At 49.1% G+C, this 17,884-nt stretch carries 16 protein-coding genes; 4 read left to right on the top strand and 12 right to left on the bottom strand.

All coding sequences use genetic code 11. The features are described from left to right. Positions 1-59 precede the first annotated feature (59 nt). Positions 60-650: a GTP cyclohydrolase II gene (ribA, locus tag BEA93_RS05785; protein ID WP_001176295.1), complete on the top strand. Its 591-nt coding sequence runs from the start codon at positions 60-62 to the stop codon at positions 648-650. 63 nt (positions 651-713) lie between these two features. On the opposite strand, the gene acnA is transcribed toward ribA, so the two are convergent. The 7 genes from acnA to topA form a co-directional block, all read right to left on the bottom strand. Next, positions 714-3,389, bottom strand: a complete 2,676-nt coding sequence (acnA, locus tag BEA93_RS05780) for an aconitate hydratase AcnA (RefSeq protein WP_105224589.1) — start codon at positions 3,387-3,389, stop codon at positions 714-716. 227 nt (positions 3,390-3,616) lie between these two features. After that, positions 3,617-4,969: a group II intron reverse transcriptase/maturase gene (gene ltrA / locus BEA93_RS05770; protein WP_105224590.1), complete on the bottom strand. Its 1,353-nt coding sequence runs from the start codon at positions 4,967-4,969 to the stop codon at positions 3,617-3,619. 447 nt (positions 4,970-5,416) lie between these two features. Next, positions 5,417-5,512 carry a small membrane protein YmiC gene (gene ymiC, locus BEA93_RS24985; protein WP_122983110.1) on the bottom strand — a complete coding sequence of 32 codons (96 nt, stop codon included), beginning with the start codon at positions 5,510-5,512 and terminating at the stop codon, positions 5,417-5,419. A 116-nt stretch (positions 5,513-5,628) separates the two neighbouring features. After that, on the bottom strand, positions 5,629-5,799 hold the full coding sequence (yciX, locus tag BEA93_RS05765) for a protein YciX (RefSeq protein WP_000261428.1): 171 nt from the start codon (positions 5,797-5,799) through the stop codon (positions 5,629-5,631). 2 nt (positions 5,800-5,801) lie between these two features. Further along, positions 5,802-5,942, bottom strand: coding sequence for a YmiA family putative membrane protein (locus tag BEA93_RS05760; protein ID WP_077627674.1), 141 nt, complete (start codon positions 5,940-5,942; stop codon positions 5,802-5,804). A gap of 316 nt (positions 5,943-6,258) precedes the next feature. After that, entirely contained in the window at positions 6,259-7,233 is a 975-nt protein-coding gene (gene cysB, locus BEA93_RS05755; RefSeq protein ID WP_000776256.1) for an HTH-type transcriptional regulator CysB, read from the bottom strand. A 209-nt stretch (positions 7,234-7,442) separates the two neighbouring features. After that, entirely contained in the window at positions 7,443-10,040 is a 2,598-nt protein-coding gene (topA, locus tag BEA93_RS05745) for a type I DNA topoisomerase (RefSeq protein ID WP_001516492.1), read from the bottom strand. Between the two features lie 379 nt (positions 10,041-10,419). Between topA and BEA93_RS05735 the strand changes: the two genes are divergently transcribed. Next, on the top strand, positions 10,420-10,671 hold the full coding sequence (locus BEA93_RS05735) for a YciN family protein (RefSeq protein WP_001031530.1): 252 nt from the start codon (positions 10,420-10,422) through the stop codon (positions 10,669-10,671). A 35-nt stretch (positions 10,672-10,706) separates the two neighbouring features. Here the strand turns inward: BEA93_RS05735 and sohB are convergent, their stop codons facing one another. Next, the gene (sohB, locus tag BEA93_RS05730; RefSeq protein WP_000422073.1) at positions 10,707-11,756 is read right to left on the bottom strand and encodes a protease SohB; all 1,050 of its coding nucleotides are present in this window, start codon (positions 11,754-11,756) and stop codon (positions 10,707-10,709) included. 217 nt (positions 11,757-11,973) lie between these two features. Here sohB and BEA93_RS05725 point away from each other — a divergent pair, with 217 nt between their 5' ends. Next, complete coding sequence (locus BEA93_RS05725) at positions 11,974-12,732, top strand: YciK family oxidoreductase (RefSeq protein WP_000559299.1); 759 nt, start codon at positions 11,974-11,976, stop codon at positions 12,730-12,732. Then, positions 12,729-13,319, top strand: a complete 591-nt coding sequence (gene cobO, locus BEA93_RS05720; protein WP_001516495.1) for a cob(I)yrinic acid a,c-diamide adenosyltransferase — start codon at positions 12,729-12,731, stop codon at positions 13,317-13,319. Before BEA93_RS05725 ends, cobO begins: the two co-directional genes overlap by 4 nt. 52 nt (positions 13,320-13,371) lie before the next feature. On the opposite strand, the gene BEA93_RS05715 is transcribed toward cobO, so the two are convergent. From BEA93_RS05715 to BEA93_RS05700, 4 genes are all read right to left on the bottom strand, one after another. After that, complete coding sequence (locus BEA93_RS05715) at positions 13,372-13,680, bottom strand: hypothetical protein (protein WP_001516496.1); 309 nt, start codon at positions 13,678-13,680, stop codon at positions 13,372-13,374. 10 nt (positions 13,681-13,690) lie between these two features. Continuing rightward, positions 13,691-14,713, bottom strand: a complete 1,023-nt coding sequence (locus tag BEA93_RS05710; RefSeq protein ID WP_105224591.1) for a hypothetical protein — start codon at positions 14,711-14,713, stop codon at positions 13,691-13,693. Between the two features lie 169 nt (positions 14,714-14,882). Continuing rightward, complete coding sequence (gene rluB / locus BEA93_RS05705) at positions 14,883-15,758, bottom strand: 23S rRNA pseudouridine(2605) synthase RluB (protein WP_001291217.1); 876 nt, start codon at positions 15,756-15,758, stop codon at positions 14,883-14,885. A gap of 212 nt (positions 15,759-15,970) precedes the next feature. After that, entirely contained in the window at positions 15,971-17,872 is a 1,902-nt protein-coding gene (locus BEA93_RS05700; protein WP_010377673.1) for a DUF2207 domain-containing protein, read from the bottom strand. Between the last annotated feature and the right edge of the window lie 12 nt (positions 17,873-17,884).

Below are 17,884 nucleotides of genomic sequence, written 5' to 3'. Positions count from 1 at the left end.
ACACCTTCGCGTTATGGCAAAATAAGCCGATACAGAACCAGCATTATCTGGAGAATTTCATGCAGCTTAAACGTGTGGCAGAAGCTAAACTGCCAACCCCCTGGGGCGATTTCCTGATGGTGGGATTTGAAGAACTGGCAACCGGACACGATCATGTCGCGCTAGTCTATGGCGACATTTCCGGGCATACCCCGGTACTTGCGCGCGTCCATTCCGAATGTCTGACCGGTGACGCCCTGTTCAGCTTGCGCTGCGATTGTGGCTTCCAGCTTGAAGCGGCACTGACACAAATAGCCGAAGAAGGCCGTGGTATTTTGCTGTATCACCGTCAGGAAGGACGTAACATTGGTCTGCTGAATAAAATTCGCGCTTACGCGTTGCAGGATCAAGGCTACGATACCGTAGAGGCTAATCACCAGTTAGGCTTCGCCGCTGATGAACGCGATTTCACTCTTTGCGCCGATATGTTCAAGTTACTTGGTGTCAACGAAGTCCGTCTGTTAACCAACAACCCGAAAAAAGTCGAAATTCTGACCGAAGCAGGGATTAACATTGTTGAACGCGTACCGTTGATTGTCGGTCGTAACCCAAATAACGAGCATTATCTCGATACCAAAGCGGAAAAAATGGGCCATTTGCTGAACAAATAATCCTCGTTTAATGCAAATTCGGCCTGCTTGCCGGATGCCCCTCATCCGGCAAGTAAAGCACAGTTACTTCAACATATTACGAATGACATAATGCAAAATACCGTCATTCTGGTAATAGGTTAATTCCGTCGCGGTGTCGATACGACAACGGCACGGCACAACTTCCTGACTCCCCTCCGCTCGCGTTAGCGTCACCGGAACCGTCGCGCCCGGTTGTAGACTTTGTAGATCGGTAATATCAATCTTTTCTTCCCCGCTCAGCCCTAACGTTTTACGCGTCACGCCTGGAGGGAACTCCAGCGGCAGAATACCCATACCAATTAGATTCGAACGGTGAATACGTTCAAACGATTCGGCAATAACCACACGAATACCGAGCAGACGCGGACCTTTTGCTGCCCAGTCACGGCTGGAACCAGATCCATACTCTTTCCCGGCAATCACCGCCAGCGGTGTTTTCTCCTGCTTATAGCGCATCGCTGCATCGTAAATAGAGACAACCTCGCTGGCAGGCAAATGGCGCGTCATCCCTCCTTCAACGCCAGGCACCATTTCGTTACGAATGCGAATATTGGCAAACGTGCCGCGCATCATCACTTCATGGTTACCACGCCGCGAACCGTAGGAGTTAAAGTCTTTACGCTCAACGCCACGACCCTGCAAATATCGCCCTGCCGGGCTGTCGGGCTTAATACTGCCTGCCGGAGAAATATGGTCAGTGGTAACCGAATCCCCCAACATTGCCAGGATTCGCGCACCGTGAATGTCTTCCACTGGCGCTGGTGTTACCTGCATCTCATCAAAGAAAGGCGATAACCGAATATAGGTCGAATCATCCTGCCATCCGTAGGTATCTGATCGCGCAACGTTAATCTCTTTCCACTCCGCCGAGCCTTCAAAAACTTCCGCATATTCTTTACGGAACATTTCTGTTGAGACTTGCTCAACCGCGCGAGCAATTTCTTGTGCTGATGGCCAGAGATCTTTCAGATATACCGGATCGCCTTTGCGATCATGTCCAAGTGGATCGGAAGCGAGGTTGATGTTCATATTGCCCGCCAGCGCATAAGCAACAACCAGCGGCGGCGAGGCCAGCCAGTTGGTTTTAACCAGTGGATGAATACGCCCTTCAAAGTTACGGTTACCAGACAGCACCGCTCCAACGGTTAAATCACCTTTTTTGATCGCCGTTTCGATAGGATCGGGTAATGGGCCAGAGTTACCGATACAGGTTGTACAGCCATAGCCTACAAGATTAAAGCCAAGTTCATCGAGATACGGTGTCAGTTTGGCTTTTGCCAGATAGTCAGAAACCACTTTCGAGCCGGGAGCCAGCGACGCTTTAACCCACGGTTGTCGTTTCAGCCCCAGAGTTACGGCTTTTTTCGCCAGCAACCCGGCAGCCATCAACACGCTGGGGTTAGACGTGTTGGTACACGATGTTATTGCGGCAATAACCACTGCGCCATCAGGCAATTGATACTGATGCCCGTTCATAACATAATCGACGGGCTGGCGATCTTTATGCGTGGCATTCACTTCCAGTTCGTTACTGGCGGCAAAAGCTTTTGGTACATCTGCCAGCGCAACGCGATCCTGCGGCCGTTTTGGCCCGGCAAGACTGGCTTCAACGTCATTCATATCCAGTTCTAATGTACTGGTAAAAATCGGTTCATCGCCCGGGTTACGCCACATTCCTTGCGCTTTGGCATATTTTTCGACCAGTTCGACCTGATCTTCACTGCGTCCACTTAAACGCATGTAATCGAGGGTAACCGAATCTATTGGGAAGAAGCCACAGGTCGCGCCGTACTCCGGTGACATGTTGGCAATTGTCGCGCGATCTGCCAGCGGCAGCGAATCCAGTCCATCGCCGTAAAATTCGACGAATTTACCCACTACGCCATGTTTACGCAGCATCTGAGTGACGGTAAGAACCAGGTCTGTGGCGGTGATACCTTCACGTAATTTTCCGCTGAGTTTAAAGCCCACAACATCCGGGATAAGCATGGAAACCGGCTGACCTAACATTGCTGCTTCCGCTTCGATCCCACCAACACCCCACCCCAACACGCCAAGACCGTTGATCATCGTGGTGTGCGAGTCGGTGCCGACAAGCGTATCCGGGTAAGCAATCCACTCACCGCCCTGCAATTCGCTCCACACCGCTTTACCGAGATACTCGAGGTTAACCTGATGGCAAATCCCAGTGCCTGGCGGCACCACCCTAAAACGACTGAATGCCTGCTGTCCCCATTTCAGGAATACATAACGTTCGTGGTTGCGCTCCATTTCCAGGCGCACGTTTTCCTCGAAGGCCTCATCATCACCAAACCGATCGACGGTCACCGAGTGGTCAATCACCAGATCGACGGGTGAGAGCGGGTTCACCTTCGCGGTATCGCCGCCGAGACGTTTTACCGCTTCACGCATCGCCGCAAGGTCAACGACAGCAGGCACGCCGGTAAAGTCTTGCATCAGCACTCTTGCCGGACGGTAAGCGATTTCACGGTCAGCATGGGCATTTTTCAGCCATCCTGCCAGCGCATGTATATCTTCTTCGGTAACAGAGTTGCCATCCTGCCAGCGCAGCAGGTTTTCGAGCAAAACTTTGAGTGACTTAGGCAGACGGGTAATATCGCCCAGTGATTTGGCAGCAAGCGGCAGACTGTAGTAATGGTAGGTTTTATCTTTAGCCTGCAACGTGTCCTTAGTGGCTTCTCGTAGGGTTGACGACATAGCTCCTCCTTAATGACAGGGTTGCGATACCCTGATTCTCCTCAGGGTGAATATTAAAGATAACACAAACACTGCGTAACGATTTGATAACAACCCAAATTGATAAAAGAGGAGAGGCCTTACAGGGATAAATCGGGATAGGAGCTGATCTCACGATCAGCTTCCTCCCACACCACCGTACGTACGGGGCCGTATACGGCGGTTCGGTTATGTTGATCGTCGCCTGCCTATACTTCTGGCAGGCCCAGTCTGGAGAACAGCTTATTGGGGAGTGCTATATTCAGTGCCGGACTACAGCTTATCCGCCACTCTTTATGGCAGCTTCCTGCTGTTTGCGCCGCAAGGTCCTTGCTTACGCCTCGACTGCGCAACTCCCTGAAGCGGTTGCGGCCCGTTTTCCACTGTTTCCAGAGTATGCTTCGCAGCCTGCGCCTTATCCATCCGTTCAGCTCTCGCATCAGCGATGGCCTCTGGTTCAGCCCGTAGTAACTTTTCCAGCCCGTCAGATATCGTCTTAGCGGCTGAGTTAGCTGTTCAAGGCTTCTCCCTGTGTTGCGTCCGGTCAGTGCTCTTATCCGCATTTTGAACCGTTTTATCGACTCCGGCGATACCACGCACCATACCTTCCGCCCCCTTATGAAGCTGTATCCAAGGAACTTGCGCGTTTCAGGGCGTGCTACAGCACTCTTCTTCGCGTTGACCTTCAGCTTCAGTTTATGGCTCAGCCAGTGCGTCAACCCCGCCATGATCCGGTTGCCTGTCCGTTCGCTTTTCACGTAGACATTACAGTCGTCTGCGTACCGCACGAACTTCAGACCACGTTTCTCCAGTTCCTTGTCGAGGTCGTCAAGCAGCAGGTTCGATAGCAGCGGCGACAGTGGGCCGCCCTGCGGCGTTCCTTCTGTCACCGGCCTTACCAGACCTGCGTCCATCACCCCTGCATTCAGGAACCTGCGGATAAGTGACAACACCCGTTTATCCGATACTCGTTTCTCTATCCGGCTCATCAGCACATCGTGATTTACCCGGTCGAAGAACTTCTCCAGATCGAGGTCGACCACCCAGTGATACCCGGCCCCGATATGTTCCCGGGCTTGTATCACTGCCTGGTGGGCCGAACGACCGGGACGGAACCCGTAGCTGTTGTCGCTGAACGAGCTATCCCACTGTGCCTGCAATACCTGCATCATCGCCTGCTGGATGAAGCGATCCACCACCGTCGGGATGCCCAGCAGACGTTCGCCGCCGCCGGGCTTCGGTATGGACACTCTTCTCACAGGAGATGGGCGGTATCTGCCGGACAGCAGTTGCGCTTTCAGCTCTGGCCAGTGGTGCCTCAGGTAGTCCGGCAGTTCGCTTACGCGCATACCATCGACTCCCGCTGCACCTTTGTTGGCTTTAACTCTTTTCAGGGCTTGCCTGAGATTGACTGGTTCACAAATGGCTTCCATCAGCCACACTGTTGACGACGGACTTTCTCTGTTCGTCGGTGCCTGCACGGTTTCAGCCCCCGGAAGGGCGGCGTTCGGGGCTTCACCCCGTTCCCCGGCCTCAGGGTCGCGATGCGTTTTCTGCTGCATGACCGTTCAGAACCTCCGTTGATACTCGTCACTCATTACCGTTCGGGCCTTCGGGTGTCATGCCCTACTATGCCCTCTGCTGACTCCTGTCCGCCGGTCAGCGCCCCTTACGGTACGCTCAGTTCTGGATACAGAACGACGGACAGGCCTCCCGGGGTAAGTTCAGCCGCCTTCACCACACACCTGTCCGATTTACCACCCCGGTTCTTGATGGTTATGGCCTTCGCAATTCTTTGCTTGCTCCGCCAACCGGGTAGGCCTCGTATCGGATTTCTGTTCGTCAGGTCATGGATTTGCTTCACGCTTCCTTCAGACCCCGCCTCACGACGACGCCCTTGCGCTTCGCTAGTCCTTCGCCACCATCAGGCTGGACAGGGGACTTTCACCCCCGAGCTGCTGAACATGCCCGGCACACAAAGAAAAACCTCGCCGCAGCGAGGTCAGAGATTAGTGAGCAACTATCCAGATGAGTTCGGACCAGAAGAGTATCGACAGAGAAAATGCGCCCATCCAGGACCAGTATTTCGTATTTGTGATGATCATAGGCTACACCCTTTATTTGTTATTACTTTATGTTGAAATTACTCAACCTTTTATTGCAGTGGTGTATTAAAAAGCGTTTAATTCACGAATATATCGGATAATAAGAATGATGATAATTATTGTTTCTGCTGATCATCTTCAGCAAACATCTCTATAAAGGCTTGCTGCTGCGACGTTAGTTTCCAGTCATCTGGAATAACGACGGAACATTCTCGTTTCGTTTCCATTTCGTTGTCACTATGCTGACATAATGGTGACGATTCCTGATGCTGCTCCTGAACAACCATCGTTATCCCCACACTTTCCATATCAGTAGTGCGACAACCACCCAGAAGAGTGCAGAACCAAGAAATACTGCACGCCAGGCTTTGCGTTTTAATTCAGGGTCCCGGCGGGGTTCCTGATTTCCAGAAGGCATTGCTAACCTCATATGATCGCCATCACTTATCAGTAAGACGTTAACCAATTGGTAAAATTAATCAAACGATGAGACAAATCCTAATGAAACTTTAGCCAAAAATCCAGCTAATTTACGAATCGTATCCAGTGAATAATTCAATCTTTTGACCTGATATAGATATTTGAAGATTGAAGTTTGCGAGGCGGGTAATTAGGCACTACTTTATGATCGATTTACCATAAAGATTTCAGGGGTAATTATATTGTGGGTGCGTACGAATAAGAAGGAGCAGAGAATATATTCCGGCCCCCTGGTAACATAAAGGTGCCGGAAATAACGCAGGTAATTATTTTTCAGGCAACTTGATATCTTTAAACATGACCTCAATTTCTTCATTAGAACGCAGTGCCACAGCGGCATCAACGACGTCTCGCGTTAAATGCGGGGCAAAACGCTGAATGAAATCATACATATAACTGCGTAAAAACGTACTGCGACGAAAACCAATTTTGGTTGTGCTATGGCTGAAAATATCGTGTGCATCGACACGAACCAGGTCAGGGTCAGCAACCGGGTCGACCGCCATGCTGGCAATCACCCCTACCCCCAGTCCCAACCGGACGTAGGTTTTAATGACATCAGCATCCGTTGCCGTGAAGACGATACGCGGCGTCAACCCTGCGCGGTTAAAAGCGGTATCCAGTTCAGAGCGTCCGGTAAAACCGAAGGTATACGTCACCAACGGATACTGCGCCAGTTCTTCAATGGTGATTGCATTTTTGCCTGCCAGTGGGTGGTCCGGGGTCACCACAATAGCCCGGTTCCAGTGATAGCATGGCAGCATCACCAAATCTTCATACAAATGAAGTGCTTCCGTGGCAATAGCGAAATCGGCATTACCTTTAGAGACTGCATCGGCAATTTGTGTCGGTGATCCCTGGTGCATATGCAAAGAAACGCGAGGATAACGCTCAATAAAACCTTTGATGACGTTTGGTAACGCATAGCGTGCCTGAGTGTGAGTAGTGGCAATATATAATGAGCCTTTATCTGGCCAGGTGTGCTCTCCGGCAACCGATTTAATGGCATCTACTTTCGACAGGACTTCACGAGCAATACGAATTATTTCCTGCCCGGCTGGAGTAACCTGCGTCAAATGCTTGCCGCTGCGGGAAAAAATTTGAATGCCCAACTCATCTTCCAGCATTCTGACTTGCTTACTGATCCCAGGTTGTGATGTGTAAAGTCCTTCAGCCGTTGATGAGACATTCAGGTTATGATTGACCACCTCAACAATATAGCGAAGTTGTTGTAATTTCATGTTAAACCATCCACTTAGACGCCATCTGAACATCGTTTTTTCGTCACACCTGGCGGGTGACTAATACGATTTAATAATAAAAAAAGCGATAACTATAACCACTATATCATTTATAGCTTTAGTGTATAGGTGTGCAGAAAAAATAATATGTAATAAAAAAGGGCCGTTTTCGCGACCCTTTGTTTATAAAAACCGGAAAAAGTTAAAGGTTATTTTTTCCCTTCAACCCATTTGCCATCTACATAAAATGCTGACCAGCCAGTTGCCTTTCCATCTTTTTCCGAAGAGACATATTGCTGTTTGGTTTTACGGCTAAAGCGAACCATTGTCTTATTACCTTCCGGATCCTGCTGCGGCGCATCGGCCAGATAACGCAATTTTTCCGGTAAACGGTCGCGGAAGCGATAAAGCTCTTCCACCAGCGGTGCACGCGTTTCACGTGATTTAGGGAAGGTATTGGCAGCCAGGAACACACCGGCAGCACCATCACGCAGCACGAAATAAGCATCCGATTTTTCGCACGGTAATTCTGGCAGCGGAACCGGATCTTCTTTCGGCGGCGCGACTTCACCGTTACGTAAAATCTTACGCGTGTTTTTACACTCTTCGTTAGTGCAGGCCATGTATTTACCGAAACGCCCCATTTTCAGATGCATTTCAGAACCACATTTTTCACACTCAACGATCGGGCCGTCATAACCTTTAATGCGGAATTCGCCCTCTTCGATCTCGTAACCGTCGCAGGTTGGGTTATTACCACAGACATGCAATTTACGTTTCGGATCGATGAGATAGCTATCCATCGCCGTGCCACACTTCTGGCAACGACGTTTGGCGCGCAGCGCGTTGGTTTCAGCATCTTCGCCTTCCAGCACGTTAAGCACTTCGTTTTCCGGCACCAGGTTGATGGTGGTTTTGCAACGCTCTTTCGGCGGTAGCGCATAGCCGGAACAGCCGAGGAATACCCCGGTACTGGCAGTACGAATACCCATTTTGCGGCCACAGGTCGGGCAATCGATACTGGTCAGAACCATCTGGTTCGGCCGCATACCGCCCTCTTCCGGATCTTTTTCCGCTTTATCGAGCTGCTGGGTGAAATCCGAGAAGAAGTGATCCAGTACGGCTTTCCACTCTGCTTCGTGATTCGCCACCTGGTCGAGGCTGTTTTCCATCTGCGCGGTAAAGTCGTAGTTCATTAACTCACGGAAATTTTCTTCCAGGCGATCAGTTACGATCTCACCCATTTTTTCCGCATAGAAACGACGGTTTTCTACGCGCACATAACCACGATCCTGAATGGTCGAAATGATCGACGCATAGGTGGAAGGACGACCAATACCGCGTTTTTCCAGTTCTTTAACCAGCGAAGCTTCACTGAAACGGGCTGGCGGTTTGGTAAAGTGCTGAGCAGGTGTCAGCTCAACAAGCGACAGTGAGTCACCTTTATCGACAGCCGGTAAAATACGATCTTCATCGCCTTTACGCAGCGCGGGCATCACTTTCGTCCAACCGTCGAAACGCAAAATACGTCCGCGCGCTTTCAGGCGGAAATCACCTGCGCCAACGGTCAGCGTGGTGGAGTCATATTTCGCCGGGGTCATCTGACATGCAACGAACTGACGCCAGATTAACTGGTACAGTTTCTGCGCATCCGCTTCCATATCTTTCAGCGATTCTGCCATTACATTGACGTCAGAAGGACGAATCGCTTCGTGCGCTTCTTGAGAGTTTTCTTTGCTGGCGTATTGGTTCGGGCTTTCCGGCAGATATTTCTTACCGAAATTATCGCTAATATATCCACGAACCATATTTACCGCGTCCTGACTCAGGTTAGTGGAGTCGGTACGCATGTAAGTGATATAGCCAGCTTCATACAGACGCTGCGCCATCATCATGGTTTTTTTCACGCCAAAACCAAGACGGGTACTGGCAGCCTGTTGCAATGTGGAAGTAATAAAAGGCGCGCCAGGTTTACTGGTTGTCGGTTTGTCTTCACGTTCCAGCACGCTATAGCGCGCTTTTTCCAGCAGACTTACCGCTGCCTGAGTTTGTTCTTTAGTCGCCGGGCGGAACGGTTTGTCGTTCTGATGGGTCACCTGCAAGGCCAACGCTTCGCCTGATGGTGTGGTCGTGCTGGCATCCACCTCCCAGAACTCTTCCGGTACGAACGCTTTAATTTCTCGTTCACGCTCGACCACCAGGCGAACCGCCACTGATTGCACACGCCCGGCAGAAAGACCGCGAGCAATCTTTTTCCACAGCAGCGGAGAAACCATATAACCCACCACACGGTCCATAAAGCGACGCGCCTGCTGGGCATTAACACGATCAATATTCAGCTCACCAGGTTTGTTGAAAGCCTGGCGGATCGCGTTTTTAGTAATTTCGTTAAACACCACCCGGCTATAGCGCGCATCATCACCACCAATCACTTCCCGCAGGTGCCATGCAATGGCTTCCCCTTCGCGGTCAAGGTCGGTTGCGAGATAGATGTGGTCGGCTTTTTCAGCCAGTTGTTTCAGTTCAGAGACGACCTTCTCTTTACCAGGCAACACTTCATAGTGCGCCTCCCAATTGTGCCACGGGTCAACCCCCATACGGTTGACGAGAGCGCCACGTTCATCCTTTTTAGGCTTTTTAGCCGTCTTGGTGGAGGTAGAGTCGGCACTCTTTTTAGTAGTTGAGCCACTGGTCGGCAAATCGCGGATGTGACCGACGCTGGATTTCACCACGTAGTCACTACCCAGATACTTGTTGATCGTTTTGGCTTTTGCCGGGGACTCAACGATGACAAGAGCTTTACCCATATTCACCTTACCTAATTTGATTCTTCCAGGAATGCGTCGCACATTGATAAACCTTCCACTGGCAACGAGTTACCGATATGGACTCGCTCTCTGCGGATATCAACCCCTTGTCGTGACTCTGTTCACGAAAATTCAGGTGACTGAGTTAGCAGGTCTTTGCCTACAGGCGCTATAGCACGACGGAATTTTGGTCGAATGTCAAGCAAATCTATTGCCAGATTGACGAAAGCGTCACACTGTACCTGATAAAATCCGTTACGCAACTTTATTAGCATGCAAAATCCAAAGTTGCCAGTAAGGCGCACCTGACGCCAGCGTGGTATATTTGTCTGCAAGCCATGCCTGGCGTAGACTAATGTCCTTGTTTAAGGAGTAAATAATGAACAAAGAGACACAACCCATCGACCGCGAAACGCTGTTGAAAGAGGCCAACAAAATCATTCGTGAGCATGAGGATACGCTCGCAGGAATTGAAGCCACCGGCGTTACGCAGCGTAATGGCGTACTGGTGTTTACCGGCGATTACTTTTTAGATGAACAAGGATTGCCGACTGCGAAAAGCACCGCGGTGTTTAATATGTTTAAACACCTGGCTCACGTGCTCTCGGAAAAATATCATCTGGTAGATTAAAGCAAAACGCGAGGCCTGAACCTCGCGTTTGTCTTTTACATCAAAGGCTTTTGCCCGCGCTGCCACCAGCGTAACAACAATCGGTCGACGCTCTCTGCCGCACTGCCGGTAAATCGGTCTATTAACCGTTTACGCTGCATATAACGCACGTTAACCACTTCACGGCCTTCCATCAGACTCAGAATCACTTCATCACTGGTGTTTATTTCGTCAACCAGACCTTTCTCTACCGCCTGTTGCCCGTACCAGTGTTCGCCAGTAGCCACCTCTTCAATATCCAGAGACGGACGCATACGTTTTACAAAAGCTTTAAATAGCTGATGTGTTTCGTTCAGTTCTTCACGGAATTTCTCACGCCCTTCTTCGGTGTTTTCACCCAGCAATGTCAACGTCCGCTTATATTGCCCGGCAGTATGCAGTTCGATATCAATATCTTTACTTTTCAGGAAGCGGTTAAAGTTGGGCATTTGCGCCACCACACCGATGGAGCCAACAATGGCAAACGGTGCGGAAACAATTTTATCCGCAACACAGGCCATCATGTAGCCGCCGCTAGCAGCCACTTTGTCTACCGTAACGGTTAAAGGAATGTTTTTATCGCGCAGACGCTGCAACTGCGAGGCTGCCAGACCGTAACCATGAACCATACCGCCGGGGCTTTCCAGACGCAAAACCACCTGGTCACGCGGCTTAAATGCCGCGAGTACCGCAGTGACCTCTTCACGCAGCGAGTTCACTTCATGCGCGTCCATGCTGCCTTTGAAATCCAGCACCCAGACACGGGGCTTACTGTCAGTCACCACCTCGCCCAGTTTGGCTCTCGCTTTCGCTGCTTTCGCTTCTTGCTTGTGCTTTTTCTTCTGCGCTTTATGCCACTGTTTTTGCTGATGTGTATCCATCAGCGCTGCGGCCAGTTCTTCTTTCATCTCCTTATATTGTTCGCTGAGATTATTAACCCGTAACTCGCCACGCTGGCGCTTATTACGTTGGGCAACATTGACAATAATGGCGGCAATAGCCGCAATCGCCACCACAACAGTGACAATTTTCGCCAAAAACAAACCATATTCAGACAACAATTCCACGAGTCCCACCTTGGTTAAACAACGCTTTGCTTCACAGTTTACAACAGGCATGTTAAGCCGTCTCGCAGAGATATTCTTGACGAGAAAGTATGACAAAGTATTCATTTTACGGCGTTATCGCTCCTGGCTGATTGAAATGCGCCTCTGTTTAAGGCATAACCCCTCAAAGTCATAAGTACACTGGCAACGCGACGGATAATGTCGTTGAGGAGTAGCCATGCATTACCAACCAAAACAAGATTTACTCAATGATCGTATTATCCTGGTGACCGGTGCCAGCGACGGAATTGGTCGTGAAGCCGCTCAGACTTATGCGCGTTATGGCGCGACGGTGATTTTACTGGGTCGTAACGAAGAAAAATTACGTCAGGTCGCCCGACGTATGTTCGAAGAGACCGGACACCAGCCACAGTGGTTTATTCTCGATTTGCTGACCTGCACATCCGAAGATTGCCATCAACTGGCACAGCGCATTGCCGTTAATTATCCGCGTCTGGACGGCGTTCTGCATAATGCCGGATTGCTTGGCGAAGTTTGCCCGATGAGCGAACAAAATCCGCAGGTCTGGCAGGATGTCATGCAGGTCAACGTAAATGCTACCTTTATGCTGACCCAGGCACTTCTTCCTTTATTACTCAAATCGGACGCCGGTTCGCTGGTCTTTACCTCATCAAGCGTTGGACGTCAGGGGCGTGCCAACTGGGGCGCATATGCTGCCTCTAAATTTGCCACCGAAGGGATGATGCAGGTACTGGCCGATGAATATCAGCAGCGTCTGCGTGTGAACTGCATTAACCCGGGCGGTACGCGCACCGCCATGCGTGCCAGTGCCTTCCCTACGGAAGATCCGCTGAAGCTCAAAACACCCGCCGATATCATGCCGCTATACCTCTGGCTGATGGGCGATGACAGCCGCCGTAAAACCGGTATGACCTTTGACGCCCAACCGGGCCGTAAACCAGGAATTTCCCAATGAGTGACGAACGCTACCAACAGCGTCAGCAACGTGTTAAAGAAAAAGTGGATGCCCGCGTGGCGCAGGCCCAGGATGAGCGCGGCATTATTATTGTTTTTACTGGCAATGGAAAAGGCAAAACCACTGCGGCATTTGGTACGGCAACACGCGCGGTAGGTCACGGAAAAAAAGTGGGCGTCGTGCAGTTTATTAAAGGCACCTGGCCTAACGGCGAGCGCAATCTACTGGAACCACACGGCGTCGAGTTTCAGGTGATGGCAACAGGTTTTACCTGGGATACGCAAAACCGCGAAGCTGATACCGCTGCCTGCCGTGAAGTCTGGCAACATGCAAAGCGAATGCTGGCTGATTCCTCGCTGGATATGGTTTTGCTCGATGAGCTGACGTATATGGTGGCGTATGACTATTTGCCACTGGAAGAAGTGGTGCAAGCCTTAAATGAGCGTCCACATCAGCAAACGGTGATTATCACGGGTCGTGGCTGTCATCGGGATATACTTGAACTGGCAGATACCGTCAGTGAATTACGCCCCGTCAAACATGCGTTTGATGCAGGAGTTAAAGCACAAATCGGGATTGATTATTAAGTGAAAGCACCTCAAAAGATTGCCTCTTGAGGTGCTTTAATCATAATTATATTCAAGCGGCAATAGCGAAATTCAGAATGCGTTTAATCTCATTCAAATGTCCCGGATATGCTTCATGATTCTCAGCGTCAACATCTTCAATAAATAATATCAGTTCAGTAATTAACGCATTCGCATCTTCATAACTAATTCCGCTTAACTCTGGTGAGGTTTCAGAACCATAGTTAATCGTCAGGTTGTTCATAATCGAGAGGATAAGGATAAAATATTTATGACAAACCTTACATGTGGTTTTATTGCCCAGGGTATTATACAGCATGTCGAGTAATGCCAGTATTCTACGATTTTGTACATCGTTCATAAAAAGCCTCCTATAACATTATTCCGCTAGCAATAAGTAGTTTTGCCAGCCCCTCAGACGCCTTTAACCCACTAATTACTTGTGCACGTAATATTTCATTTAGCCTTTTTTGTTCAGCCGCTGTGCGTGTTTTATTAGTGTATAAATCCTTAAGGTGATTCCCCTCGTCAAGAAATGAGTTCAGTGCTTGTATTGCTGGAATTGCTGGATCTGCTGCACGAAGACGTGTTTCATTAATGCTGATAATCGCAGCCAGGAATTCTTGTCTGCTCTTCAATGTCTTAAATTCATTACCTCCTCCTTTTTTTAAGGAGGCATTGTAATAAACGAGATTATTATGTACCGTCGCAAAGGTATTTCTTCCGGTTTGTTTACCTTTTGTCGCGATATCGTTTCGTATATCAGTTAGATCATTTTTTATTCTTTTCCAATGATTATTTACCGTACTACCTATATTCCCTGCGTTTACCCTTGTATTATACAACCCATTGAAATAAACCACTAAATCTTTAACCGCTGCTGCAGATTTTGTTAATGTTCCACCATCATTGATGCCCAGAAGTGCCCCCGCATTATTCGCGTGATCCAGAGCTTGTTTAAGCAATATGAACTGTTTGCTGTCTTTAACATCTAAATCCTCATTCAAAAGTTCGACATAAGAACTCATACTGCTAATGATTTCCATAGAAGCCAGCAATCTTTCTTTTTCAGTAGCGACTATCTTTGTAGTAAAAAGATCTTCTTGAGATTTTTTGTGCTTATCTCCAGGTTGCTGACACAATGACTCATTACTGGTACTGTTTTCAATAACTACCTCATAATCTGGTCGGGGTGCACACTCCGGATTAGTCGCATAAAAATTAACAAGAAAGTTTTCACGAGAAGCATAGTATTGTTTAAAGAAACTTGCATTCGCCGCCACCGCCTTGTTACCCGCAGTAATAACAGTTTCAGCTTGTTCATTTTTCAAAGCATCGGTTGCACAACCTGAAATCATTAACAGCGATAGAAATACTCCACTATATCTAATCATAACCCACCTCTTGACGTTGAGTTTATCTCAGATAATTAAATAGTAATGTGGCTATTTCCGGGCATTATTCATAAGCAAGTATGAAATTAAATTAAAATGCTGCGACTATTTATCATGCTTCAAATGAAGAAAAGGCCCCGCAGGGCCTTTATTTTATACTTAACGTAAATTAACCGTTATTATTACGTCCGCCAGAACGACGACCGCCGCTCACCTGACTGTGACGTTTCACCGCACGTCGAATTTGATTCGCCTTCATACGACGACGATCTTTTTCTACGGCAACTTTAGAACTGGTTTCTGGCGGCAGTTCCACCAGTTCACGCAAATAGTTAGTCTGAGCGAGATCCAGCTCCGTCCAGCCACCGCGTGGCAGGCCTTTCGGCAGTGGAATATCACCGTAGCGCACACGAATCAGGCGGCTAACCTGCACGCCAACCGCTTCCCAAAGACGACGAACCTCACGGTTACGGCCCTCGGTAAGAGTGACGTTATACCACTGGTTGATCCCTTCACCGCCACTAAACTTGATGGTTTTAAAGGCTGCCGGACCATCTTCCAGTTGCACGCCGCGACTCAAATCACGCAGTTTCGCGTCGTCAACCTGACCAAATACACGCACGGCATATTCACGTTCAACTTCACGGCTTGGGTGCATTAAGCGGTTTGCCAGTTCACCATCGGTGGTGAACAGCAACAGACCACAGGTGTTAACGTCGAGACGGCCAACGGCAATCCAGCGCGCCCCTCGCAGCTTCGGCAGACGATCAAACACGGTCGGACGCCCTTCCGGGTCATTACGAGTACACAACTCGCCTTCTGGCTTGTAATAGGCCAGAACGCGACAAATTTGTTCAGCGGACTCGCGTACCGAAATCAGGTGACCATCGATACGGATTTTCAGCCCAGGGGTAACTTCAACGCGATCGCCGAGTTTAGCAATTTTGCCATCAACACTCACACGACCGGCTTCAATAATAGATTCAATTTCACGGCGAGAACCGTGGCCGGCACGCGCCAGCACTTTCTGTAGCTTTTCGCTCATAGAGCTTCCTTTTGGTGTCGCCTTCCCAGGCGTCTGATATGCTTTTGTGCAACAATGAGTCAGAACTTACATCTGACTCACTGATAGTAAAGTCTGTTTGAACTCTTCAGGCCTTAAGTAAACGACTCGACGTTTTAACTGGCCTGGCTTTGAGGCGCAACATACTACACTATCTTTATGGTTAAAGCTTGTTTCGATTAACATCGGTTTGGTTACCAACCACCACCGCCTCCACCTCCCGCACCGCCACCAGCGCCAGAACCACCACCGGAATAGCTCCGCCCCAACAAACTGGTATAGGCCCCGCAACTCAGGTGCGTCTGTAATGAGAATAAAACGCCGTTACGGGCAATCTCTGGAGCGCGAATAGCCGAAGAGAGCGAAGGGGCGATGCGTAACGCCCATTCCCTCCCCAAATTTGCTGATATAGCCCAACCTAACAAAGCGTAATCCAGTTTCCGTGTTTCCCCTTTCCGCCGCCGCCCACTGTGCGTTGCCGCCTCTTTACGCGCAAGATAGTTAACGATAGCTTCACCGTGGGCATAACGTTGCTGCCCAGTTTGGGTAAACTTTGGCAGAAAAATATACCCCATGCCAGTGAGATAACCGGTCAGGAAAACAGCGCTAAAATAACCCGCTGGCATATACCAGTAAAAGAATACATCTCCGACATTGATGTAGAGAGAATAGAAGGCCACGCCTGAACAAATCAGTGGTAAAAACAAAGTGATTATTACACGATTAACGCAAGGCTTGTCATCATCGCGGGCCAACAAAAGCTCAAGGGAACAAAATAAAAAAGGAAGAAGCCAGCAGATCATAATAAACATATCGCCCACCAGACTCATTCCTGCCCAACCTATGGGACTCAGATTACCGTAGAGAATGACCGCCAATATCGCCATTCCCCCCCATTGCAAAAACGCATCAGGTCGGTAAAAGGAAGACTTTTTACGCGGCAGATAAAATTTCTGCATCCGTAAAAATGCTCTGCGTAAGACGCTGTTGCGCCTCCCCGTGAGAACGACCTTATCGCCTTTACGAAATAACGCTTCCAATAATAACTGCTCTGCGGGCAGTAATACCGCATTATTTCTGGTGGCGCCTTCATTAACATGGATCAGGGTTTGCTGATTTTTGTCATACTGATCTTCCAGATGAATTTTTCCTTTCACAATCAGATTTACGATATCGGCACAAAAACCTTTATCGTCGTAAACCAGCTTCGCATCGAGACGTAACATTCCGGGCGTGTAATCTGGCGGAATGACATCGGTTTCAATCACATCTACCGGCGTAAATTGCGGCCTGCGCTTCCAGAGATATAACCATCCACACGCCAGGAGCAAACACGGTAACCAAATGATAAGAGACGATGTTGAGGGTCCAAAAAGATGGCTAAAAATATTCGTCGTGTGTTGTGCCGGGGCATTATCCAGCAAGGCATGAGGCCAACGGTAGAGAACCGTGAAGTCTTCTCGATAAAACGGATCGCGAGATTCAATTCTTCCGTCCTCAAGGATGCGGCCATTTCGATATGTGTCGCCCTCATCTCCGGTAAAGATATCGATTTCACTAAATGGATTACCCGCAATATTAGAGAACTTGAGTGAAAATCGGGTCTTATAGATTTCAAACGGCCAGTTACTACCGGTCACGTTCCAGATTAGCAGGTCAGAATCTCCCTCACGCAGGAAAGCATTTTTAACCTGATAATGAATTTGATAATGATAGTCGCCTTGAGGCAAGAAACGTTGTTTATCGCCCACGACAATACTCATTAACCCAATATGCCAGTCAAGATGCCAGGGTTCAGGAACGCCGTCACGGGTAACGCCAACAATACGATAGTTCAGCAGTGCAGCATCCCCATTAGACTGCATCCATAGTCGTGGTAAATCACGAGAAAATCCGTGCTTAATCTGCTGATTTCGCGCCTGAAAATAAATATTCTCTTTGATGTCGAGCACCCCATCCGGTTGCAGAGTGGCTTCAACATCAAAGAGCGAGATCCCTTCTTCATATGAAGGGATCTCCGTGTTTTTCGCATAACTCAACGAAGAGAAAAAAAGCCCAACTATCAACAGCAAAATGCAGCGATATATCCCTGCCATAATCTTCCATCC

It is taken from the genome of Escherichia sp. MOD1-EC5950 (assembly GCF_002965345.1).
GTDB classification, from domain to species: domain Bacteria; phylum Pseudomonadota; class Gammaproteobacteria; order Enterobacterales; family Enterobacteriaceae; genus Escherichia; species Escherichia marmotae.
Note: the sequence above shows the minus strand (reverse complement) of the source record. Positions and strands in the feature narration are given on the sequence as shown.